Source organism: Halocatena salina (genome assembly GCF_023115355.1).
In the GTDB taxonomy this organism is placed as follows: Archaea; Halobacteriota; Halobacteria; order Halobacteriales; family Haloarculaceae; genus Halocatena; species Halocatena salina.
In genome coordinates, this window is record NZ_CP096019.1 from 510,365 (window position 1) to 532,080 (window position 21,716).

24 protein-coding genes and 1 tRNA gene are annotated in these 21,716 nt (G+C 58.6%); 17 read left to right on the forward strand and 8 right to left on the reverse strand.

All coding sequences use genetic code 11. From position 1 onward, the window contains the following. The first annotated feature begins 2 nt into the window (after positions 1-2). Positions 3-587 (forward strand): DUF2150 family protein, encoded by a 585-nt coding sequence (locus tag MW046_RS02625; protein WP_247994019.1) that lies wholly within the window; start codon positions 3-5, stop codon positions 585-587. 241 nt (positions 588-828) lie between these two features. Here MW046_RS02625 and MW046_RS02630 read toward each other — a convergent pair whose 3' ends face one another. Next, positions 829-3,246 (reverse strand): AAA family ATPase, encoded by a 2,418-nt coding sequence (locus tag MW046_RS02630; protein WP_247994020.1) that lies wholly within the window; start codon positions 3,244-3,246, stop codon positions 829-831. 274 nt (positions 3,247-3,520) lie between these two features. Between MW046_RS02630 and MW046_RS02635 the strand changes: the two genes are divergently transcribed. From MW046_RS02635 to MW046_RS02650, 4 genes are all read left to right on the forward strand, one after another. Further along, complete coding sequence (locus MW046_RS02635; RefSeq protein WP_247994021.1) at positions 3,521-4,009, forward strand: hypothetical protein; 489 nt, start codon at positions 3,521-3,523, stop codon at positions 4,007-4,009. A 208-nt stretch (positions 4,010-4,217) separates the two neighbouring features. Beyond that, positions 4,218-4,514, forward strand: a complete 297-nt coding sequence (locus MW046_RS02640) for a hypothetical protein (RefSeq protein WP_247994022.1) — start codon at positions 4,218-4,220, stop codon at positions 4,512-4,514. Positions 4,515-4,636: 122 nt separating this feature from the next. Then, a complete protein-coding gene (locus MW046_RS02645) occupies positions 4,637-4,870 on the forward strand; it encodes a hypothetical protein (RefSeq protein ID WP_247994023.1) in 234 nt (77 codons plus the stop codon). A gap of 63 nt (positions 4,871-4,933) precedes the next feature. After that, positions 4,934-5,008, forward strand: a tRNA-Val gene (locus tag MW046_RS02650). Positions 5,009-5,227: 219 nt separating this feature from the next. On the opposite strand, the gene MW046_RS02655 is transcribed toward MW046_RS02650, so the two are convergent. The 3 genes from MW046_RS02655 to deoC all read right to left on the reverse strand — a co-directional run bounded on the left by MW046_RS02655 (position 5,228) and on the right by deoC (position 7,901). After that, complete coding sequence (locus MW046_RS02655) at positions 5,228-6,493, reverse strand: hypothetical protein (protein WP_438268178.1); 1,266 nt, start codon at positions 6,491-6,493, stop codon at positions 5,228-5,230. A 205-nt stretch (positions 6,494-6,698) separates the two neighbouring features. Then, positions 6,699-7,232 (reverse strand): cob(I)yrinic acid a,c-diamide adenosyltransferase, encoded by a 534-nt coding sequence (locus MW046_RS02660; protein ID WP_247994024.1) that lies wholly within the window; start codon positions 7,230-7,232, stop codon positions 6,699-6,701. Positions 7,233-7,265: 33 nt separating this feature from the next. Beyond that, positions 7,266-7,901 carry a deoxyribose-phosphate aldolase gene (gene deoC, locus MW046_RS02665; protein ID WP_247994025.1) on the reverse strand — a complete coding sequence of 212 codons (636 nt, stop codon included), beginning with the start codon at positions 7,899-7,901 and terminating at the stop codon, positions 7,266-7,268. Positions 7,902-7,990: 89 nt separating this feature from the next. Here deoC and MW046_RS02670 point away from each other — a divergent pair, with 89 nt between their 5' ends. From MW046_RS02670 to MW046_RS02715, 10 genes are all read left to right on the forward strand, one after another. Next, positions 7,991-8,791, forward strand: coding sequence for a DUF63 family protein (locus tag MW046_RS02670; RefSeq protein WP_247994026.1), 801 nt, complete (start codon positions 7,991-7,993; stop codon positions 8,789-8,791). 54 nt (positions 8,792-8,845) lie between these two features. Beyond that, positions 8,846-9,718 carry an ATP-dependent ribose-1-phosphate kinase gene (locus MW046_RS02675; protein WP_247994027.1) on the forward strand — a complete coding sequence of 291 codons (873 nt, stop codon included), beginning with the start codon at positions 8,846-8,848 and terminating at the stop codon, positions 9,716-9,718. 78 nt (positions 9,719-9,796) lie between these two features. Further along, entirely contained in the window at positions 9,797-10,528 is a 732-nt protein-coding gene (locus MW046_RS02680; RefSeq protein WP_247994028.1) for a nucleoside phosphorylase, read from the forward strand. A gap of 45 nt (positions 10,529-10,573) precedes the next feature. Then, a complete protein-coding gene (locus MW046_RS02685) occupies positions 10,574-12,094 on the forward strand; it encodes an HPP family protein (RefSeq protein WP_247994029.1) in 1,521 nt (506 codons plus the stop codon). Between the two features lie 64 nt (positions 12,095-12,158). Then, entirely contained in the window at positions 12,159-12,434 is a 276-nt protein-coding gene (locus MW046_RS02690; RefSeq protein WP_247994030.1) for a ubiquitin-like small modifier protein 1, read from the forward strand. Next, on the forward strand, positions 12,427-12,654 hold the full coding sequence (locus MW046_RS02695) for a hypothetical protein (RefSeq protein ID WP_247994031.1): 228 nt from the start codon (positions 12,427-12,429) through the stop codon (positions 12,652-12,654). The genes MW046_RS02690 and MW046_RS02695 overlap by 8 nt, the downstream gene beginning before the upstream one ends. After that, a complete protein-coding gene (locus MW046_RS02700) occupies positions 12,638-14,323 on the forward strand; it encodes a thiamine pyrophosphate-binding protein (RefSeq protein WP_247994032.1) in 1,686 nt (561 codons plus the stop codon). The genes MW046_RS02695 and MW046_RS02700 overlap by 17 nt, the downstream gene beginning before the upstream one ends. A gap of 73 nt (positions 14,324-14,396) precedes the next feature. Next, positions 14,397-15,350, forward strand: coding sequence for an NAD-dependent epimerase/dehydratase family protein (locus MW046_RS02705; protein WP_247994033.1), 954 nt, complete (start codon positions 14,397-14,399; stop codon positions 15,348-15,350). 326 nt (positions 15,351-15,676) lie between these two features. Further along, positions 15,677-15,934, forward strand: a complete 258-nt coding sequence (locus MW046_RS02710) for a DUF8015 family protein (RefSeq protein WP_247994034.1) — start codon at positions 15,677-15,679, stop codon at positions 15,932-15,934. Positions 15,935-15,987: 53 nt separating this feature from the next. Further along, positions 15,988-16,977, forward strand: coding sequence for an ornithine cyclodeaminase family protein (locus MW046_RS02715; protein WP_247994035.1), 990 nt, complete (start codon positions 15,988-15,990; stop codon positions 16,975-16,977). An 8-nt stretch (positions 16,978-16,985) separates the two neighbouring features. Here MW046_RS02715 and MW046_RS02720 read toward each other — a convergent pair whose 3' ends face one another. From MW046_RS02720 to MW046_RS02735, 4 genes are all read right to left on the reverse strand, one after another. Next, complete coding sequence (locus tag MW046_RS02720; protein ID WP_247994036.1) at positions 16,986-17,987, reverse strand: presenilin family intramembrane aspartyl protease PSH; 1,002 nt, start codon at positions 17,985-17,987, stop codon at positions 16,986-16,988. A gap of 69 nt (positions 17,988-18,056) precedes the next feature. Beyond that, positions 18,057-18,290 carry an H/ACA ribonucleoprotein complex subunit GAR1 gene (locus MW046_RS02725; protein WP_247994798.1) on the reverse strand — a complete coding sequence of 78 codons (234 nt, stop codon included), beginning with the start codon at positions 18,288-18,290 and terminating at the stop codon, positions 18,057-18,059. A 19-nt stretch (positions 18,291-18,309) separates the two neighbouring features. Next, complete coding sequence (srp19, locus tag MW046_RS02730) at positions 18,310-18,588, reverse strand: signal recognition particle subunit SRP19 (protein ID WP_247994037.1); 279 nt, start codon at positions 18,586-18,588, stop codon at positions 18,310-18,312. Between the two features lie 45 nt (positions 18,589-18,633). Further along, complete coding sequence (locus MW046_RS02735; RefSeq protein ID WP_247994038.1) at positions 18,634-19,704, reverse strand: PGF-CTERM-anchored ABC transporter substrate-binding protein; 1,071 nt, start codon at positions 19,702-19,704, stop codon at positions 18,634-18,636. Between the two features lie 60 nt (positions 19,705-19,764). Between MW046_RS02735 and btuC the strand changes: the two genes are divergently transcribed. Both btuC and MW046_RS02745 read left to right on the forward strand, forming a co-directional pair. Continuing rightward, positions 19,765-20,862: a vitamin B12 ABC transporter permease BtuC gene (gene btuC / locus MW046_RS02740; RefSeq protein WP_247994039.1), complete on the forward strand. Its 1,098-nt coding sequence runs from the start codon at positions 19,765-19,767 to the stop codon at positions 20,860-20,862. Next, a complete protein-coding gene (locus MW046_RS02745; RefSeq protein ID WP_247994040.1) occupies positions 20,859-21,647 on the forward strand; it encodes a heme ABC transporter ATP-binding protein in 789 nt (262 codons plus the stop codon). The genes btuC and MW046_RS02745 overlap by 4 nt, the downstream gene beginning before the upstream one ends. Positions 21,648-21,716 lie beyond the last annotated feature (69 nt).

The following is a 21,716-nucleotide window of genomic DNA, read 5'->3' on the forward strand; positions in this document are numbered from 1 at the left end:
ATATGAGTGCTCCCGAGGGTGAGTATTACACCGAAGAGCGTTGGCAGAACTGGATCGATCGATTAACATCGGAAGAGATCGACCTCGAAGACGAAGAATCGGGGCGTCTGCTTCAGAATTTTCAGGATGATACGGTCATCGCGATCGCAAAGATCGTCTCCGATTACGACGACGAGATACTCGATGAGGAGACGGCGTTATCGGAACTCACTGACGTGCGCGAGATCGTGCTTACGGATCTCGAACTCGACGAGGAAAACGAAAACACACTGATGTTGGTGAACGCCGTTCAGACGGCACTCGTCTGTGTGTTTTATGCCGCAGAAGAGTACGTCGTCGACACCGACACCGAAACGGACGTCGAACAGTGTATTCATGCCGCGCGCGACGCGGAAGCCCAAGAGGAGTTCGAAACAGCACTTGGGTACTGCGCACAAGCGGGGGCGGCCATCATCGCCGGAAAGGAACTACCGGCTGACGCCGGTGAAGAGATCGAGTACGGACCCGTGGCTGATTGGATCACTGGCCTGCGAAGCCTCCAAGGCGCAATGGCCGATCCCGAAGTGGTCGAGCCTGAAGACAGCTGAAACGAAACCACAGTCATAGCCCGACGGTCCGAATCACGGTTGTTCCTGGGTTTCAGGAACGGAATCACGACGACCAGTACAGCCATTGAACGCTCTACATCGAACCGGTCGACGCCCTCGATTCGGACGATTTCTACAGAAGCCACGAGGACAAGAGCGTCCAAATCACCCCACACGAGAAATCGAGACTGTCGTGGCGTCGAAATCCGGTGTACTCCGTTCCACCAAGAAACGGCGACCGTTACCGCTTGTCCAAACTCGCTCGGATCTCTTGGACGGATTCGGTTACGTCCCGTTGTGTGACGTTTTTCGGACCGCTTCCGGTTTTCGCGCGTTGCATCGCCTTCCGGGCGGACAGTTCGGCAGCGTGTTCGATGTCACTAGCGACGAACCCCTCGGTCATAGCACCGACATCATCCAGTGAAAGCCCATCAGTTGGCGCTGAAAGGGACGCATCAAACAGCGCAATTCTGGTGTCTGTATCCGGCGGAGGGACCTCGATCAGCTCGCTGAATCGACCCGTTCGCAACATCGCCGGATCGATATCGTCCACCTTATTGGTTGCACCGATCACCACGACGTCTTCATCGTCGTCGTTGAGTTGTGAGAGCTCAGCAAGGAACTGATTGACCATCTGGCGTTCACTTTTGACTTGGTGTACGTTCCGGTCTGTGGCTAGGGCGTCGATCTCGTCGATGAACACGAGACACGGCTGATTCTGCCGGGCCTCCTCGAACATCGCTCCGACGTTTTGTGCACCTTCACCGATCCATTTGCTGACGAGATCGCTCGCTTTAATGCTGATGAACGAACAGTCGAGTTCACCAGCAAGACATTTCGAAACGTACGTCTTCCCGGTTCCGGGTGGACCGTGCAGAAGTACACCGTTTTCAACGCCCAGACCGTACTCCTCGTGAAATTCCGGCTGTGTGAGGGGATCGATGATGGTTCGTCGAAGCTGGTCTTTCAGTTCATCCGCGCCAACCACGTCCGAAAAGTCCATCGCTGGGGAACGTTGGACGTACGACCCCGTCATTCCCTGTTGGGACGTGATCTCGTCGATAGCACTGAACAGATCTGATTCGGTGACAACACTCTCACGTCCCGTTTCCTGCTCTCTGGTCGCCGCTTTGACGCTGGCTCGCCGCGCGACCTCGACCATATCCGACGCCACGAGACCGTCCGTGTTGCGTTTGAACTGGTCGAGATCGATCGCGTCGATGGGGGCACTCATGTGCTGGTTGAAAATAGCGATGCGAGCCTCAGCGTCGGGCGGGGGAACGTGGATCTTGGAGTCGAATCGACCCGTTCGAAGCATCGCATCATCCATGCTCTCTGGGGCGTTCGTCGCGCCGATCACGACGATGTCATCCTCGCTACCGAGGGTCGAGAGTTCACTGAGCAGTTGGGAAATCAGTTTCGTGTCCTCTGGACGCTGATGTATCCCCGATCGATCGGAGGCGATCGCGTCGATCTCGTCGATGAACACGAGACACGGCTGATTCTGCCGGGCCTCCTCGAACAGCTGTGCCATCACATTTCCTCGTTGACGATCGATACTTCCCCCATCGATGCTGATGTACTGACAGCCAATCTCACCGGCGAGACATTTCGAGATATGAGTTTTCCCGGTTCCGGGCGGCCCATGAAAGAGCACACCGTTATCCGCTGCCACACCGTACTTTTCGAACACGTTATTGCCTGAAAACGGTTCGATGATCTGTCGTCGCAACGTTTCTTTGAGCGATTCCATCCCGGCTACGTCGTCGAAATCCAAATCGGGAGAGTTGTCGACGAGTTCCGTTTGTGAGGTGGACCGTCCGGTGGCCACGCCAGCAAAGAGTTGATTAGCGGCGTGTGGATCACCGTTCGACATCGCCTGTGCTACAGCAACCGCCTCCGAAACGACCGGACTGGGATCGTCAGAGAGTTCGTTGAGATCGGGAGGGATCGAGCCGGGGAAGTGTCCGAACGCGACGCACGCCGCCCCACGAACCTCCGGATCCTCGTCGGAGCACAGTTCGGAAAGTGGCTCTCTGAACTGGTCAGCGCGATCAGGGAACGCTGCAACGAGATTGCCAGCCGCAAGCGCAGTATGAGTTTGGACCGACGAATCGGAGCTGGTGAGTGCGTTCTGTACGGCGTCTGCGTGTTCAATCACGGCATCAGGATAGTCCCGCGCGAAGAATTTCAACGCCACAGCTGCGTTGGCACGAACGTTACCCACTGAATCACCGAGCCGACGAACGAGCCGCGCAACGATCTCTTCAGCGTCTTTCGAAGACTGCTTTACGACCTTGCCCGGGGCACCGCGACAACTGTGGGCGATCACTGAAGCGGCAACGGTTCGTACCTGCTTGTCTCGCCGACCGAGTAATGAAATCGCTTCCGCACCCGCCTCCGGCGTCGAACGCTCCTGTAACTCCTGAGCGCGTTTTCGGAGTCGGCCATTCCATAACGTCCTCAGAACATAGAAATAAAATATGGCGGCTAGTATCACGATGACTACGATGAGTACTACGTTTTTAGCCGCGGTAGAAGGGGCGAGCTGATCGAAAAACGTGTCGAAAATCCTCTGAGCGATGATAATTACGATAAAGATCAATGCAAACCCAATTCCCAACCGTATCATCCTCTGATCGGTCCAGCGTACGCTCATCGTGACCTCCAAAGGACTGGCCGGAAGATAACGCTTCTCGAAAGAGGTGACGTGACACCCAGCGGTACAGAGGAAGAATTCATCGTTCTATCTTTCTTTGGGTACTGGTTAGTATTATTACCCATGGCGCATAAGGACTTCATTCATACGGTGGGCATCGATATCGATACGTCATAGAACCCACCATATATCGTAGTGAAATAAATACATTCAATAAATATAACTGCTCTCTCAATATCTTTTTTACCCTCTAACTTAGTGTGATACTTACTGTATGGGGCGGATTTCAGACCGTGTTCCTGAATCTGTATCATCGTCGTTCGGACAGGTAAGGGGTGGGTATCGCCGCGTAAGCTACGTGGTTTGGTGGATCTGGAACAAACTCGTACGGATCGTAACGCAGTCCGGTTGGGAGGATTTTCGCATATCGGCGATCGTAACGGTTGGACTTGTCGGTCCACTGTGGCTCATCCTCGTTGCGGCGTACGATTTCGGACTCATCGTGGTTGGACGGATACTCTGTACCAGTGGTTGGATGGGTCTCGGGATCGCCCCCATGATAGCGACCGTGTTACAGTTCACGACGATCGTCTTTTTCACCAAATTCCTCGTTCGGTCGATGATAAGGCTCAGCCGAGCGGGTAGTCAGACGCCGGATATCATGGGTCCGACGTTCTCGCTCGCTGGAGCACTCTTCCCAACCGTTATCACTAGCGTCCTCCAGATCGGACAAAGTACCATCGCGGTCTGTCTTTCCACCTGAGACCGTTCGGCCGTCGGAGATCCGTCCGTTCTCCGTATCGTTCGCGTTCGATCGAGATCGATCGCCAAAGGGGTAGTTCGGAACTTCCTATCAAAGTAGTACAGTTCGGGGACTGAGAATCAAATAACTATACAGGGATGAAGCGAGAAGACGTACACATCGTTCCATGACAATACGCTCGACACTAGTTGACACGATGCTAGTAGGTATGAAAGACGGTAATGAGACCAAGCGCAAGCTAACGATCGTTCTGTTGGCGATCGTTGGGGTGTCCATCCTGTTGCGGCGTCGGGGAAGTGACCAAACGAGCGAGACCGAAGAAGACGAACATGAACCAACGGACACAGAAACGGTTTCAGAGGAGAGCACCACTAGCGAACCGACGAGCATGACGGAATCGATAACCAGTAATCAACGAGAGCTCGACATGTTCGACATGCTCGCTATCTTCGCCGCCGCGATCACCGAAGCGAGAGACGAATACCACGAACGCACAGGACGCTGAAACCACCCCGGCTACCTGATGTTCGATCTTCTTCGATCAACGGCTCTTACAACTACCGAGTGACGGACCCAGCCGCTCAAACTGGCAAAAGCACTTTATCCACTCGACGACTACTGTGAGGTATGAATAAGCATTTCAAAGATGCGTGGTACTACCTCAAGCGAGCCAGCCATGAAAGTCGACTCGGCGTAATGGAAGCAGTTTCACCCCTCGAAAAGGACCTCCGTACCCGACTCGGGATCAAATCGATCGAGCCGGAGTCGAAACGGACTCGGAGTGAACGACTAAAAGCGGAGTTCGAAGCGTACCGAAGCCGAGCGAAACGAATGTACCACCGGGCACAGACCCGAATCTAAACCACTCCGGACCGCGGAGTCGAAAGGAATCCTTAAGTTACCGCGCTCGTTTCTACCGATTGTGGGTTGGTGATCTAGGCTGGTTATGATACCTCCTTCACACGGAGGAAGTCGGCGGTTCAAATCCGCCCCAACCCATGTTCTGGCGCGAACGAACGTGAGCGACTGTACTGTACTGGACTGGATTGGATTGGATCGGATTTGAATCAGGGAATGGAGCGTGCGGAACGACCGAGGTTCAAATTCACCCCGACCTATTGCTCCTGTAGATCGTTACCGACTAGCTGCAGGTCACTGTCATTTACACGCCGATTTTTGGATTCACGACTGGATTACAGCCAGTGACAACCAGAGTGGTTAAGACGTCCTGTCCAACGGCTCTCGCAGTTTCCACACGTCGTTGGCTGGTTCGAGGCGGTGTGGCTCGGCTCCTCGATCCGTGAGGATGCCCGCGTGATAGAGGATCGCTTTCAACTGAAAAACGGTCGGTGAATGGAAAACGTCGCCCTCTTTGAGCGCAGTAGAACGAAGGTCACCGTTCACATCGAGTACTCGACGACGAACGTCCTCCGTACCACGGAGAAACAGCTCCACAGTGAATGTTGGATATGTAATGTGTAACCACTCGACGAGATCCACGAGCGATGGCGTGGTGAACCCGTCGTCGTGCATCGTCTGGAGTTCCGTGACGAGAAGCTTCGTTGCCGGATATTCCCACACGACCCGTCTCGTCAACGATCCCCATTCGGGCGCACATTCACAGAACCGGCGTCTCGATCCGTTCCACGCCTCGAACGACGCCAGCGCAGCAGTGATAGATTCATACCGACGCAAAGCGAACCTGATCACCTCCTCACCGAGTGATGTGAGAACGACACCGCTGGGACGTTCCTCGATAAGACCGAGAAAGGCTGCACCCCTGCGAGCGCCTTCGACGGCGTCGATGACGTGCTTGGAGAAGACGGTGGCGGTGTCGTCAGGATGACACAGCGCGAGCGGATATCCAAGATAGTTTTTCGGATGATTCAGTCCGAAAGATTTGCCAGCAACGCCGTGAGCAGTCGCCTGAAACCGAATCGCATTCGCATCGCCGGACGTTCGGTTGCCGACGACACGGGGGACTTCAAGCGGTGTGACGGTCCCGTCAGAATCGACGCCGAGGACACCGACGTTGAGTTCTCGAGCGAGCGCCCGGTCGGTTTGGGAGACGGTCTCGGCGGGTGCTGTGACGTACGCGGCATTGGCTTGGTGAAGACGGTCGTACGCCTGGATAATCCCCCGTTCGACATCGGCCGTCTCAGCGTCGGTATCCCCTTTTGCCTCGACAGCGATCAGCGGCGGTCGCTCACCGAAACGCTCGACTGCAAGCAGTTCCGGCCCGGGCGAGCAGACGCCAACGAGATCCGGAAACCCCGATCCAAGTTCGACGTGGTTGAAAGGAGCCAACCGCTCACGAACGGGCGACGGAATCGGGCGACCGGAAAGCCACTCTTCTACCGCAAACTGCGTGTCGACGACGGCGTACGTGTTCGATGCCGCGAGATCGGAGAAAAGGTGGTCTTTGGTGTGGGCGAGGACCATCGGCTCCGAAAGTGGTGTTGCGCTTGCCATATGACCGTTCATCTGCTGGCCACCCAAGAACAGTTACGGTGCGGGACATCCGAACCGAAACCGTCGTCTGCATAGCCAAAACATTTACAGTCTTTTAGGCATACCTAAAGACTACGGCTCGGGGAGAGCCGAGCTGTACGCATCGGTCAAAAATGACAGTGGGCGAAAGTACTGTCGGTTCGTAGTTCTTTTCGCCGACAGTACATCTCTGTTCCTATCAGTATGTCGGTGATTCTTCAGTGATACCTTCGCGTTCGTTTACGACTCGTGCGAAGACGAACAGCGCGTCAGAAAGCCGGTTTAGATACGTGATGGCCGTTTCGTTCACGGGTTCGTTCGTCGCAAGCGCGACAGCCCGGCGTTCTGCGCGGCGGACGACAGCTCGTGCGTGGTGGAGTTTCGCGCCCGCTGTACTGCCACCGGGGAGTACGAACGATTCCAGCGGATCGAGTTCCTCGTCGTAGTCGTCGATCCACGCTTCGAGGCGGTCGATCTCCGGGTCGTCGAGTCGTGGACTGTCGCTGTCTTCGTCAGGATCGGCGAAGTCAGCCTGGATGATGTGAAGGTGGTTTTGAACCTCTCGGAGCCGTTGGTCCACGTCGTCGTGACCGGACGGAACGATGACGCCGATGAGCGCGTTGGCTTCGTCCACGGTGCCGTAGGCTTCGATTCTCGGGTTCGTCTTCGAGACGCGAGACATGTTTCGGAGATCGGTCTGGCCCTCATCACCACGCCCCGTGTAGATCTTCATGGATCGATACTCGGCTGCTACTGTCTTATATTCTCACGTCCGATCGTTTACCGTTCGATACTCCTTGACGAGCTGAACGCCGCTTGAGGCACCGATGCGTTCGGCACCGGCTTCAAGGAGGGCGTTCGCTCGGTCGTACGAACCGATCCCACCACTCGCTTTCACAGGCAGATACTCGCTCATGAGCGCCACGTCGTCGACGGTCGCGCCCCCATCGGCGAAACCGGTCGAAGTTTTCACGAAATCCGCGCCCGCAGCGGCCGCAAGCTCACAGGCGCGGTGTTTCTCCTCGGGTTCGAGCACCGCCGTTTCGATGATGGCTTTCACCGGAATCGGAACGGCATCGACGACGGTCTCGATGTCGGCGACGAGGGCTTCATCCGCACCTGCCTTGAGTCGGCCGACGTTGATGACCATATCAAGCTCGTCACAGCCGTTGCTGTAGGCTTGTTGGGCTTCGACGCGTTTGGTTTCCGGCGTGTGTTGTCCGTGAGGAAAGCCGATAACTGTCGTCAACACCACATCCGTTTCGACGGTGGGAACGTAGCAGGGCGGAATACAGGCGTTCATTCCATACCGTTCGGCGTCTCTAACGACCCGTTTGGCGTCAGCTGCCGTCGTGTCTACGCCGAGAACCGTGTGATCGATGCGAGCGGGAAAATCGTCCATACGGAGGAATACACACGGAGTGAGATACGTCCGTCGGTGGTCGTTAAATGTCGGTAGGGCTTTGCCGCCAGCGCGGAACAGTTCGCTCAATGCAACTGTTACCCGAAGGGTTCGTACTCCCGCCACTGCCGTATCTGGTCGGGATCGTCCTCGTGAGCCTCGTGATCGTTGGTGTGCTGTACCGGCAGACGCCACGAATTACAAAGCAGACAGTCGTCGCGCTCGCGCCATGGATGACGGTCGGAGCCGGACTGTACGCGCTCGAACAAGCTACGGTGGTTCCGGCAGTGCTCGCACCGTTTGCGAGTGCGCCAACCGTGTATCTCACGACGTTCGTCGTCGTGGGAGCGATCGTTGCCGTGGTTGGGGATCGCCAACCCGCTCGGTTCGCGATCGATAGCACACCCGGGGTGGTGCTCATTACGGGAACAGTGGTGGCTATCGGTGTGTTCGCCGTTGCAGGTATCGCTGCTGTCCAGTCACCACCGGTACACGTGTTTTGGCCGGGCGTTGCCGTCGTGGGAGCCGCCGCGATCACCGGTGGAGGATGGCTGTTGTTTCGGTCTTTTTTTCCGACAGCCATCGAGGAAACCGGTGGGGCTGGACTGCTCGTCGTGTTCGGCCACGCGCTCGATGGCCTATCGACTGCCGTCGGACTGGCGTTTCTCGGATTCGGCGAGCAGACACCGCTCTCCCAACTCCTGATCGATGCCGGTGGCGTGGGGTTGTTCGTCGTCGTGAAAGTGCTTCTCGCAGTGGTGATCGTTGGTCTTCTCACCGACTACGTCAGAGAGGAACCCTCCGAAGGGAATCTACTGCTCGCAGCCATCGCCGCCGTCGGTCTGGGTCCGGGTGTTCACAACGTGGTTCTGTTCGCCATCGTGGGATGACCGGTGTGTTCGAAGAGGAGACGTTTTTGGGTCGGTCGGATGTACGATGTGATAATGCGCGTTATCTGTGCCGGACACGCCAACTGGGATGTCACACTCCACGTCGGGCACCTTCCGACAGCAGACAGCGAGGCACGAATTTACGAGCGCCACAGTGGAGGAGGGGGGAGCGCAGCGAACACGGCTGTAGCGCTCGCACAACTGGGTGTCTCGACCGGGATCATTGGAAGCGTCGGAGCCGACGCCAACGGTCGATCAGCTCGTTCTGAGCTACGGGAACGTGGCGTGGACACTACGGAGCTACAGATCGTAGAGGGACAAACGGCCGTGAAATACCTCGTCGTCGCTCCCGACGGGGAGGCGTTCGTTCTTGGCACCGACGGCGTGAACGAAGCTGTCGATCTCGACGACGTTTCCGAAGCGTACATCGGAGCCGCCGACCACCTCCATCTAACTGGCCAGGACCCCGAGACTGCTGGTAAACTGGCTGAGATCGCCACACAAGCCGGCGTCAGTGTGAGCTTCGATCCCGGGCGGCGGTGCACTGGGCGGACGTACGACCGGACGCTCGAGGTTGCTGACATCGTCTTTCTGAATCGCCGCGAATCCGAGATGATCGACAGCCCCGAAGAATGTATCGTGGTCAGAAAACACGGAGAAGGGGGAGCGGACGCACACACGCCAAACGGAACGGCCCACCATCCGGGGTACGACATCGATGCGGTCGATACGACAGGAGCCGGTGATGCCTTCGCCGCGGGCTTCATCTACGCTTATCTCTCCGGGTCCGACGCAGGATACCACCGGCCGCTCACCGTCGGCAACGCGTGTGGGGCGATCGCTGCCCGATCGAGTGGCACCCGCCCGGAACTATCATGGGATGCGATCGAATCGGTTCGGGAGTCGGCCACCGGATCGAATCAGTGACTGTTAGATACTCCGTGTCCATCACCAGAGGAAAACGCGATCCGGCAAACGTTTGTCTCCGCCCTCGAAGTGGATGGTATGAGCGAACAAAAGCAGCCACATCTGCTCGTCGGGCCGGACGAGACAGCAGACATCGCACTCGTGCCGGGCGATCCCGGACGGGTCGATCGCATCGCTGAACAGTGTGACAGCGCAGAAACGATCGCCGAAAACCGCGAATACAAGCTCGTCAACGCCGTGTATGAGGGTCGTGATCTCACCATCTGCTCGACTGGCATCGGTGCCCCATCCGCAACGGTCGCAGTCGAAGAACTCTCTGCCGTCGGCGTCGAGACGTTCATCCGTGTCGGAACCACCGGCGCGTTGCAGTCCGATATCGAGATCGGCGACATGATCGTCGCATCAGCCGCAGCCAAAGACGAAGGCACTACGAAGCGCTATGAATCGTCGACGATTCCGGCAGTGGCGGATTTCGAGGTGTTGTCGGCACTGGTCGATGCGGCAAACCGAAACGATGAGACCGTTCACGTCGGACCGATCGCTACCGACGACGCGTTCTACGCCGAAACTGACGAATACGTGAAGGCGTGGGAGGCAGCGGGACTACTCTCCGTGGAGATGGAAGCGGCGGCGATCTTCACCCTCGCCCGTCGGAAGGGACTACGAGCGGGCGCGATCTGTACCGTCGATGGAAATCTCGTCCGCGGCACCCAGAAAGGCGAGACCGATGCCGAGGAGCTTCCGGAGAAAGCACGCGACAACGTTGGCCGCGCGATCGAGCTGTCGTTGTCCGCGGCAGCAGAGCTGTGAGGCGAACGAAACAGCTTTTTTCTCAGTTCGGACGAAACAGGCTGTATGTTCGGGGGGGACCGTCTATGGGCGTACGCTCGGAGGCTTCATCGGATCGAACGGCGTGAACTCCGAGAGTTTCGGGCGTGGATCGAAACGACACGAAACCTCATCCGCCTCACAAGTTTGGTGGTAATCCCCCTGTTGCTCGCGCTGGTCACGTTCATCTCACACGTAAATCCGGCACTCTCGTTTCTCCTGTTCCCGCCACTCGCGTCGGGAACCCACACCCTCTTTTCCGATCCCGAGGGCACGTATTCCACCCCGTGGAACTTCGTCGGTGGGTTGACGATCGGGGCGTTGTGTGGCTGGCTCACGTTGATCATTCCTCACACGGGATGGCTTCCGATGGGAACGATCGGGGGTGTCTCACCGGCAGGCGCAGCGATGTCGATCTTTTTCACGGGGGTTGTCACGTGGGTGCTGGATACAGAGATCTCCTCGGCGTTCTCGACGGCGCTTCTCGTGTTGCTTACCGGAACACCCGATCGGGCCGGCATCTACGTTTTGAGCATCGCGGTGTCGAGTACGCTGGTCGCAGTCGTGTTCGTCCTTTGGCGCAAGAGCGTCTATGCCGAACGCGCGGAGTATCTGTACCAATCAACCCAAGGGGACGACCACGTTCTCGTCGTGATGCGCGGTGAACATCCCAATGCGACCGCAATGTTGGGTGCGCGACTCGCCAGCGCCCACGACGCCGGAAAGGTCGTGTTGCTACAGATGGCCGACAATGACGCGATCGAAAGCGTCGGCGGATCCGGCTCCGACGATACGGGAGACAGCACCCCAGTCCAAGGGGAACAGACTGTCACGACTAGCTCGGAAGCAGCCCGAAACGAGGGGGAGATCGACGTGGACGAAGCGGACGAATCACAGTCGGTCGAGGAACGCGCCGCATCGGCGTTCGCGTCGGCGTTGGAAAAACGGGCACACATGATCCGAACGAAAGTCGGCGTGCCCTGTGAGGTCGTCGTGGCCAGTGAAGGAGCAAATCCGGCCCGAACGGTGCTACACACCGTTCATGAAACGAACTGTGATCTCATCGCGGTACCGTATGAAACGCGGTATGGATCGCTATCACCGTTCCTCCGGGAGTTGTTTAGGGGGGACACCGACGTACTCGTCCACCGATCGGCCGATGAACGCACCGACTGGAAACGTGTACTCGTGCCCGTTCGACAGGAGAGCGACGTGGCACACAGCATGATCGATTTCGCCGTCCGATTAGTCGGACGAACAGGACACGTCTCCGTTGCCCACTGCATCTCGAACGAACGCCAGCGGCGCACTGCCGAAGAGATGCTGTCCCACCTCACAGAAACCGTGACGATCGCTTGTGAGACACGTGTCGCCCGGGCTGCTATCGAGTCGTTTCTCGACACCTACACACGTGGCTACGATCTGGTCATCATCGGTGCGAGTCAAGAACGGAGTGCGACCTCTCGGTTCATCTCACCACCTACCTTCTATCAGATCGACTCGCTCGACTCCGACGTGGCGATCCTCGATCGAAATTACCGGATGTGACGGTATCTCCGACCCCTCGATCGAACGGAACGACTACGCTGTTGTGGATCCCATACCGGAACGTATGCGCTGGAAACTGTTTGCCACGCTGAGCGAGACCGCTGGAAAGCGGAAAGTGTCGGTCGACGTCGAATCAGGTGCAACCCTCGATGAGGCCCTCGAAGCGCTGTTTGACGCCCACCCCGAACTCCGCGAGGAGGTGTTCGATGGGGAGGGCGAACTGTACGATCACATCCGCCTGCTTCGGAACGGACAGGATCCATTCACGAACGACGGGCTCGATACGAGGGTTGCAGAGGATGATGAACTGGCCTTGTTTCCGCCGGTGAGCGGTGGGTAGGTCGGTCGATACCATCCCGTCGATCCATCGAGACCGCCGAAGCGTTCATCGATCGCTTCCGACATCCCTAGAACGAAGTCGGCTGCCCCCGGCTAGCAATGGGATGGTCCCGACTATCCAAGCCGGTGACAACACATCGGTACCGATCACGATGCGTCGACGAGAAGCCGAACAGCCCAACGGCAATCACACGGAGGCTGACGATGAAAACGGTCGATAGCGTCGTAGACACGCTCGAAACGCTCGGCATCGAGTTCGTGTTCGGGTATCCGGGTGGACGCGTCATCGAACTGTTCGAAGCGCTCGCGGAATCGGATATTCAGGTCGTTCGCCCGCGCGATGAACGGGAAGCGAGCGTGATGGCCGAAACGTGTGGCCGACTCACCCGACAGCCCGGTGTGCTTGCTGGACAGGGACCGTGGATCGGTAGCATCGGTGCGATCGGGCAGATGGAAGCTCGGCTCGGCTCCTCTCCGATGGTCGTACTCACCGAGTCCTCGGAGCGAGGCGAGTATTCCACGCTGGCCCCCTATCAGCAGGCCCGAGGCGATTATGGGGGGTTGGATCTCTCGACCGTGCTCGATGGCATCACCAAAGAGCATTGGTCACCGAGAACGCCCGCCGAGACGCTCCGAAGCGTACAGCTCGCATTCAAACACGCTGTCGCGGGACGGCCTGGTCCGACAGCAGTCGTCTTCGACGGCGATGCGATCACTGAGACGGTGCCTACCGATCCGATACCGCCCGTCTGGGATCCGGCAGCACAAACTCGAACGTGGACTACCGCCCCCCCAGACACGGACGTTCGAGCCGCGACTGAAGCACTCGAATCGGCTGAAAGGCCGGTCATCGTCGCTGGAAACGGCGTCCACGCGGCGCAGGCCTACGAGGAGCTTCGAACGGTCGCGGCTGCCTACGACGCCGTCGTAACGACCTCCTACCTCGGGAAGTCGACGATCGCTGAAACCCACAACCGCGCGGCAGGCGTGATCGGTTCGTTCGGTCACGAAGGGGCCAACAGGATCGTAAGCGAAGCGGACGTGCTGTTGGTGGTCGGCTGTCGACTCAACCCGATGGACACCAACTGGCAGGCACCCGGATTCATCCGCCCTGACGAACAGACGATCATTCACGCCGACATCGACCCGCGCAACACTGGGTGGGTGTATCCAGCGGACATCGGGCTGGTCGGTGACGCCCGTGAAACCCTGTCCCTGCTCGCCGAGTCCGGCCATCAATCGTCGTCGTGGGCGCTGGATCGAGCGGCAAACGCACGCGAGGACTTCACCGATCCGATGTGTGAATCGGACGCCGTCCCGATCACACCCCAACGCGCGGTGGCGGCGATCGACTCGGTCGTGGATAGTGAGACTCTCGTCACGGCTGACTCGGGAAACAACCGGTTTTGGTTGTTACAGTACCTCCAAACGCCCGCTCCCCGGACCTACTTCGGAAGCGGTGGCGTCGGCGGAATGGGATGGGCACCGCCAGCGGCGGTGAGCGCTGCGCTCGTCACCGACAAAAACGTGATCGCCGTGGCTGGCGATGGCGGATTCGCGATGACGATGACCGCCGTCGAAACCGCGCTCGAATACGGCGTGGCGCCGACGTTCGTCGTACTCAACGACACCGGTCTCGGCATGGTGCGCCAGATGGACGACCGGATCCCCGGTGTCACGTTCTCCGATACGGAGTTCACCGACGTTGCAGACGCGTTCGGTGCGCGCGCCGAACGCGTCGAAGCGCCCGAGAATCTCGAACCCGCACTCACTGCGGGAATGAAAGCCGACGAACCGACGGTGGTCGACGTGCGAATCGATCCCGAGATCCAGATGAGCGAGACGCTTCAATCATCATTTTACGCCGACATCGGAGGACTCCACGAGTGAGCACAGAATAGATCATTGCTGACAAGATATCTGGTATCGGCAACTTTTTCCACTCGCTCAAAGAAAGACCTGTATGGTATCCGTACTCATCACGGGCGGTACCGGATTCATCGGATCGTATGTCGCACAAGAGTTCATCCAAGCGGGTCACGAAGTAATCGCGTACGATACGTCGACCGACACACACGTACTGGAACAGCTCGGTATCGCAGATCGGATTTCGATCCGACGCGGTGATGTTACCGATCCGACTGACTTCATGCGCGCGATAACCGAGACGGGTGCAACGCACGTCGTTCATCTTGCGGCGTTGTTGACGAGCAGCGCGCGCGAACAGCCCCGACTCGCTCATGCGGTCAACATTGGCGGTACGAATACAGTGTTCGAGGCGGCTCGGATCCTCGACGACCAGATCGAGCGCGTCGCGTGGGCGTCGAGTGCAGCCGTGTTCGCACCCCCAGAGAACTACGACGGCTGGGTCGGCGAGGACGATCTCGTGTATCCCGACACGCTGTACGGTGCGACGAAGGAGTACAACGAACACCAAGCCCGGTGCTACCACGAAGAATACGGCGTCTCTCACGTCGGGCTTCGTCCGACCGTCGCGTACGGACCCTATCGAGAAACGGGTGGATCGGCGTTTCTCGCAAACCTCATCGAAAAACCGGCGCTCGGCGAGCCGTTCAGCGTCGAGTACGGCGATCAGATCATCGACTGGCAGTACGTCAAAGACATCGCACAAGCGTTCCGCCTTGCGACCCTCACTGACGATTCACAGCTATCACGCCGGATTTACAACGTTCGTGGAGAGTGTGCCACTATCCGAGACGCCGCCGAAACCGTCGAAGCGATCCTTCCCGAAGCCGATCTCACCGTTTCCGATGACGGTGAACTACCGTGGACGCAGCAACTCGATATGAACGCGATCGAATCGGATATGGGCTATGAGGTAAACTACGATCTCGAACGAGGCATCAAAGAATACATCAATATTCTTAGAGAAGACAGAGGATTACAGCCGGTGTGAAATTCTTCGACGTGTCCGGCGCACATGACCGATAGCACAGCTGTTTGATAACATACGTCTACTAGCGCTGGCCGAAATCTACGCCAACGTTTCTCGCTTGAGACCATCATGATGTTATCGGATAATATGTTAGGTATTGTCTACCATGGTACGAAACTCATATATATCTCGAAAAGCACCGGTAGCAGGCGTGTCCGCTGAGAAACCCATTCATAAGTTATGGAGAGGATTTTTAAAGAGTCGCTTGTGGGTATGCTATGGCTACACCAGATGGTATCGGTTGGTGACGGGGAAAGCTTTATTAATGGAGCAAGCACTACGTTATGATGACTATGACTGGATATTACGATTTTGTGCTGGGGGTGATACCGTTGTCCCTATTCGGTGTATCGGGTGTGTTGACCGTTGTCGGGGTGGAGACAACACTCTCCGTACTGGTCGCGGCGTCGATCGCAGTGGCATTCATGGGCCACGCGTTGTTCGTTCGGACGCCGACCGATCAGGAGCCAGCCGAGCAGTTGTCGACCGACCAGAGCACGGAACGCTCAGCTCGCGTCGAGACGAATCCAGTCAGATCTGACTAACGACCGACGTCCAGACACCATCGTTAAGCCTCCACTCTGCGTTTCGTATACGTATGACGGAGACGCTGTTTCTACGAAGTAAGGAGCTCTCAGGATTGGCGACTCCCTCGGAGTACGTATCGGCAGTTCGGGAAGGGTATAGACAGCAAGGATCCGCTGCACCTCGAACGAAACTCGTCGCCGATGATAACGCGGGGATGCTGACCGGGTACTTAGCCATCCTTCCAGAAACGGGGGCGATGGGCGGATATACGTACGCAGCAGGATTCGGAGACGAGGACGTCCACTTTTTCCTTCCGTTGTTCGACGCCGACAGCGGACGGCCTCTCGCTCTGTTGGATGGGGCAAGCCTCAATCCGTTCAAAACGGGAGCGACCGGAGCAGTCGGTGTTGACGCGCTCGCGCGCCAAGATGCCCGGACTCTCGGACTCATCGGCAGTGGCGCACAAGCACGCGGCCAGCTCCGGGCTACGATGACGGTCCGCCCGTTCGAGACGGTGACGGTGTACTCGCCGACAGCGGAGAGCCGCGAAGCGTTCGCCGACGCGATGAACGACCGATACGATGCAACGGTTCGACCGGTAGCGACGAGCGAGGCTGCCGTCGAAGGATCTGACGTGGTCATCACGGCCACGAACGCCACAGAACCGGTGTTCGACGGCGACCGACTCGAACCGGGCACTCACGTCACGGCGATGGGTCAGTACGATCCCAATGTCAGAGAGATCGATGCGACGACCGTCGAACGCGCGACGTACGTGCCCGATCTCCGCGCTCGCGCAACCAGCGATGCGGGCGCGTTCTTACAGGCGATGGACGAACGAGGGCTGACGGAAGCGGACATCCACGGTGATCTGGGTCAGGTGCTCGCTGAGGAGGTGCCGGGGCGAACGACGGAGACCGAGATCACGGTGTTCGACAGTGGCGGCACTGGCATCGAAACCGTCGCCGCCGCGTACATGTTGTACGAAAAAGCGATCGAGCACGATCTCGGCGAGTACATCGACATCGCACCCGGAAGTGCAGCGTTGACCGGTGAGTAACGCACCGATCAGACGTACGGCGTCAGACCGACCGCGGTGAGAAGCGGGACGCCGCTGGCGATCGCTCCGAACAGGTAGCCCGCGATCGCACCCCCGTTCAACAGCGGGAGCCCAGCGTGAGGCCGACCTGCTGTCACCAGTTTGATGAGTACGAGGAGACCGACGAGAGTACCACCCATCGCAGCGAGCACAGGGACCGAAAGCAGACCGCCCAAGACGACCGGTTCTGAAGGGAGGAAATACGCTGCGCTTGCGACCAACACCGACGGCATCACGGCGTCGCCCAAACCAATGTACAGCGCATCGCGTTCGGGGCGAGAGTCGGACATCGTCTCGGGTCGATCGGAATCGTTGCTAGCAGTGTCAGTCGATTCCGTTCCGTGCTCGTCTCGGTCGGCAGCGTCGAGATACGAATACGAACGCGTAAGTGGGACCACGAGTACGACTGGAATTTTGAGATCCATCATCCCCGACGCCAACGTGAGCATATGTTCGGTTTTGTACACGCTGATAGCGTCATACACCGCAAGCGCGATCAACAACAACAGTGCGGGAAGGAGACCGAGGCTGATCCCGAACAGTCCGGCAGCACCCATCCCGATCACGACGCCAGCGGCGTCGATGACGTACCACTCGGGGTAGAACCACAGCGCGAACGAGCCCGCGAGTGCTGTGAGGGCAGCCGGTCCGTTCATGACTCCAACGATTCCGGGACCGACCTCGATGGGCGGTAGGAACACCGAAAAAACGTAGTAAGTGAGCAGTGCACTCGAACCAACGATAAACATTCGAATCAACGTATCGGCATCGAACCGAAACGCAAGAAGCATCACTCCGGTCACGACGAACACACCGAGGAGATACAACACGGTGTTTGTCGGATCCGACGGATCTTCGACGGGCTGGTAGCCAGCAGCACGAAACGGTTCGACCAGCGCCACTGCACCGATCTGAACCAACACGAACACCGCGATCGTCACACCTCCAGCAACGTACAGACGCTTGGTCATACGAATACACACGGAGATGATCGACAAGTCTTTCCCGCTCTTGGTCCGTTCCGGACCCGAAGCGCATCCTCACTCGGACCGAGCGTAGACGACGGTGCCAAGCAGCGGGGCCAGCTGGGTCTCCGACGCCGGCGAGACCGCCACGAAAGGACGGTCCACAGGACCGAACACGTCCACCACCTGTCCGACAGTGTCGAGTCGTTCGTCGATTACAGTGGTGCCGAGATCCGGATACGACGCGTCCGATGCGCGGACGACTGCGAGTCCTTGAGCGGTGTTCACGACTGCTCCGACGCGTTGGATCCCCGTTGGCATCTATCGGTCACCCTCGGATCGCAGTGACGTACGCGCCGACGGCCTGGAGCAGATCGCTCTTGCTCGCGTCGTCGGCATCTCGAACGACGACGCGCCCACGCGGTTCGTACTCGCGGGGATACGTCATCTCTCGTTCGATGACGGCGTCGTATCCGACCTGTTGAACGGCGGTAGCAATCTCGTCAACGGTCGGATTTTCGACCGCGAGATCCAGCGACACACGACGGCCCTCGTTTCGAGACAACGTCGAATCGAATGCGGCGGGCCAAATCACGTTTTCGACCATACCGGGGCGTATCGGGGGAACGGCAACGAATCTTACGGGAAGTCCCTACCGCCGGGCGAACAACGCGCCCGAGAGGGTCAGCACCGCGAGCACTGCGGCAACGACACTGAAGCCGGGGCCGGTGGTGGCTGTCGCCTGTGGTCCGGAGGTAACGTCCGTTCTTTCGTCACCGGGCGATGACGCGGTCGATGCCGAGAACGCATCGGGATGGAACGTTTGAGCGAGCGTTTTCATCGGGCGCACCACCCGCGGCGCGGGCTGACTGACGTAGTTCGAATCGACGCTCACCGTTTGGTCGTTCTGGAGCGCGGTCGTTTCCGCATACGCGGTTCGGTTCGGGAGGGCAGACATGTGATCCGGCGTGATGATCCATTGGGGATCCCGTTGGATCACCGTCTCCGGATTGATCTGTTGATAGCCCGTGATGTTGGCGGTAGCGGCGACGTTCTCCGCGCCTGCGCTCGTGATGATCTCGTGAATGAACGTCCCGTTACCCGGCGTGTAGCCGTCGGACATCACGTACAGCACCCGCGGGCGGTCCTGATCCGTCGTAGCCGATTCGATCGACGCCACGGTTTCGTTCATCGCCTCGGCACGCTGGGAAGCCGCTTCACACGCCCCGACGAGCCGTCCGGTGTGAGACGTTTTGGTCGAAACGTCCTCGATCGACTCGCTCAATCCGAACTTGTACACCGTTAGCCCCGCGCTTCGGAGCGTTTCGACCGTTTCGTTCGGGACGCTGTTCGGCGCGAGCACGAGATCCGGCTCCGCCGACACGACCGTCTCGATGGATGTCGAGAAGCCGTCGTCGCCAGTAACGTCCGTTCGTGACTCAGACCCGTTCAGATACGAGGTCGTCGGACCGATCGGCATGCCCACGACCTTTCCATCCGCGTCGATCTCCCACATCGTCTGGGCCGCGCTTGGCTGGAGCGCGACGACACGTTCAGGCTCGCTATCGACGGTCACGTGAGTCCCCGTCGCGTCGGTCGCGCTGAACGGGAACGAACACGACGGCTGTGCTGACTGGGCCGATACGGACACAGGTGCGCCAACAGCCGCTGGCATCGTACTGAAAAGCACCACTCCGACGAGGAACACGATCACTCGGTTCATCACTCGAGCGGAGGGTTCGTTTGCAATAAATATTTGGCTAATCCAAACGAGGTTGTGAACATGGAACGGTGGAAGCGGACCCTGTGGTGGTCACTCTGGCTGTCGGTGTTTCTCGGCGTGACCATCGTCTGGAGCGTTACCGTCGGTCCGGTGAGCGTTCCGGCGGCTACCGTGGTACAGGCGATCCTCAACACGGTGGCGATTCCCACATCGGTGACGGTCGATCCCGGAACGAGCGCTCCGATCGCTCACGTTCCGTGGGTGGGGATCGACGTGGCGTTCGTCCATCCATTTTCGTTTCCCGTTCCACGCGCCAAACAAATCATCGTCGCGCAGATTCGTCTGCCACGGATCGTACTCGCTGCGATCGTCGGATTCGCGCTCGCTACGGCCGGGACCGTCATGCAAGGGCTGTTTCGGAATCCGATGGCCGACCCCTCAGTCATCGGGGTATCCTCGGGAGCCGCCGTCGGGGCAGTCACACTACTGGTGTTTGGGATTTCGGTCCCGTTCGGACTACAAGGAGTCGCTTTTCTGTCGGCACTCATCACGGCGTTTGCCGTGTATCTCATCGCCACGACAAACGGACGGACACCAGTCGAGACGCTCCTTCTCGCTGGTGTCGCCGTGCAGACGTTCCTCGGTGCAGTCGTCTCGTATCTATTGTTACAAGCGGGTGAGAGCGTCAACGCGGTGTTGCACTGGCTGATGGGAGACCTCGCCACTGCCGGATGGGATGACGTGACTGGAACGCTGGTTCTGTCGCTGGGTTCGTTCGCCGTTCTGCTCGTCTTCGCGCAGGATCTGAACGTCCTCTTGTTGGGTGAAGAACAAGCCCAAACGGTGGGGATCGATGTCGAACGAACGAAACGCATCCTGTTGACGGTGGCGACCCTCGCTACTGCCGCCGCGGTGTCCGTGGCCGGCGTCATCGGTTTCGTTGGACTCATCGTTCCCCACATGCTTCGGTTGCTCGTCGGACCGGATCACCGGGTGTTGTTGCCGACCAGCGCCATCGCAGGGGCAATATTTCTCGTCGGGACCGACACCGTCGCGCGAGGAGGGGCCACACAGTTGCCTGTCGGCATCGTGACAGCAGCACTCGGTGCACCGTTTTTCCTGTATCTACTACGCCAACGCGAGGTACATCAACTGTGAGTGATCCCTTGATCGATGTCGATAGCGTGTCAGTGGCACTCGGAGAGACACGGATCCTCCGTGACGTCTCGCTGTCGGTGCCGTCGGGTTCGTTCGTCGCGCTCGTCGGGCCGAATGGGGCTGGGAAAACGACGCTGTTGCGCACGATCAACGGCGTCCTCACTCCCGACAGGGGATCCGTATCGATCGATGGGCGGGATATACAGTCGTTGTCATCCCGAGCGATCGCCCGGTCGGTCGCAACGGTGGCTCAGGATACGACGGTCTCCTTTTCATTTTCCGTTCGGGACGTCGTCGCCATGGGACGCACACCCCACCGATCGCGGTTCCGACGCATGGAACGGGAGCCGATCGAGCGGGCGCTCGAACGAACACGAACCGCCGAGCTGGCCGATCGGTCGATCGAGACAGTAAGCGGAGGTGAGCGCCAGCGCGTCCTGTTGGCGCGAGCGTTAGCCCAAGAAACACCCGCATTGGTGCTCGACGAACCGACAGCCAGTCTCGACGTCACCCATCAAGTGCGAACGCTCGGGCTCGTTCGAACACTCGTCGACGAGGGGAAGACTGCGCTCGCGGCGATCCACGATCTCGATCTCGCCGCACGATTCTGTGACGCCATCGTCGTGCTCGCCGACGGTCAGGTGCTCGCTCGCGGATCGCCCGAGACCGTCTTCACCGAGTCAGTGATCGAGCAGGCGTTCGGCGGAGAGACGCGGGTTCACATCCACGAAAATCCTGCCACTGACTCACCATCGATCACGATGCTTCGATCGGGGGATCCGTAAGCGCCGTCTGACCACACGGTGTGTGAGTCCGTGTCGATATCGGTTCACTCCGGAATCCTTATACTGCTC

Coding starts and splice junctions, on each gene's coding strand:
- MW046_RS02625 (WP_247994019.1), top strand. CDS start 3: ATGAGTGCTCCCGAGGGTGAGTATTACACCGAAGAGCGTTGGCAGAAC.
- MW046_RS02630 (WP_247994020.1), bottom strand. CDS start 3,246: ATGAGCGTACGCTGGACCGATCAGAGGATGATACGGTTGGGAATTGGG.
- MW046_RS02635 (WP_247994021.1), top strand. CDS start 3,521: ATGGGGCGGATTTCAGACCGTGTTCCTGAATCTGTATCATCGTCGTTC.
- MW046_RS02640 (WP_247994022.1), top strand. CDS start 4,218: ATGAAAGACGGTAATGAGACCAAGCGCAAGCTAACGATCGTTCTGTTG.
- MW046_RS02645 (WP_247994023.1), top strand. CDS start 4,637: ATGAATAAGCATTTCAAAGATGCGTGGTACTACCTCAAGCGAGCCAGC.
- MW046_RS02655 (WP_438268178.1), bottom strand. CDS start 6,493: ATGAACGGTCATATGGCAAGCGCAACACCACTTTCGGAGCCGATGGTC.
- MW046_RS02660 (WP_247994024.1), bottom strand. CDS start 7,232: ATGAAGATCTACACGGGGCGTGGTGATGAGGGCCAGACCGATCTCCGA.
- deoC (WP_247994025.1), bottom strand. CDS start 7,901: ATGGACGATTTTCCCGCTCGCATCGATCACACGGTTCTCGGCGTAGAC.
- MW046_RS02670 (WP_247994026.1), top strand. CDS start 7,991: ATGCAACTGTTACCCGAAGGGTTCGTACTCCCGCCACTGCCGTATCTG.
- MW046_RS02675 (WP_247994027.1), top strand. CDS start 8,846: ATGCGCGTTATCTGTGCCGGACACGCCAACTGGGATGTCACACTCCAC.
- MW046_RS02680 (WP_247994028.1), top strand. CDS start 9,797: ATGAGCGAACAAAAGCAGCCACATCTGCTCGTCGGGCCGGACGAGACA.
- MW046_RS02685 (WP_247994029.1), top strand. CDS start 10,574: ATGTTCGGGGGGGACCGTCTATGGGCGTACGCTCGGAGGCTTCATCGG.
- MW046_RS02690 (WP_247994030.1), top strand. CDS start 12,159: ATGCGCTGGAAACTGTTTGCCACGCTGAGCGAGACCGCTGGAAAGCGG.
- MW046_RS02700 (WP_247994032.1), top strand. CDS start 12,638: ATGAAAACGGTCGATAGCGTCGTAGACACGCTCGAAACGCTCGGCATC.
- MW046_RS02705 (WP_247994033.1), top strand. CDS start 14,397: ATGGTATCCGTACTCATCACGGGCGGTACCGGATTCATCGGATCGTAT.
- MW046_RS02710 (WP_247994034.1), top strand. CDS start 15,677: ATGACTATGACTGGATATTACGATTTTGTGCTGGGGGTGATACCGTTG.
- MW046_RS02715 (WP_247994035.1), top strand. CDS start 15,988: ATGACGGAGACGCTGTTTCTACGAAGTAAGGAGCTCTCAGGATTGGCG.
- MW046_RS02720 (WP_247994036.1), bottom strand. CDS start 17,987: ATGACCAAGCGTCTGTACGTTGCTGGAGGTGTGACGATCGCGGTGTTC.
- srp19 (WP_247994037.1), bottom strand. CDS start 18,588: ATGGTCGAAAACGTGATTTGGCCCGCCGCATTCGATTCGACGTTGTCT.
- MW046_RS02735 (WP_247994038.1), bottom strand. CDS start 19,704: ATGAACCGAGTGATCGTGTTCCTCGTCGGAGTGGTGCTTTTCAGTACG.
- btuC (WP_247994039.1), top strand. CDS start 19,765: ATGGAACGGTGGAAGCGGACCCTGTGGTGGTCACTCTGGCTGTCGGTG.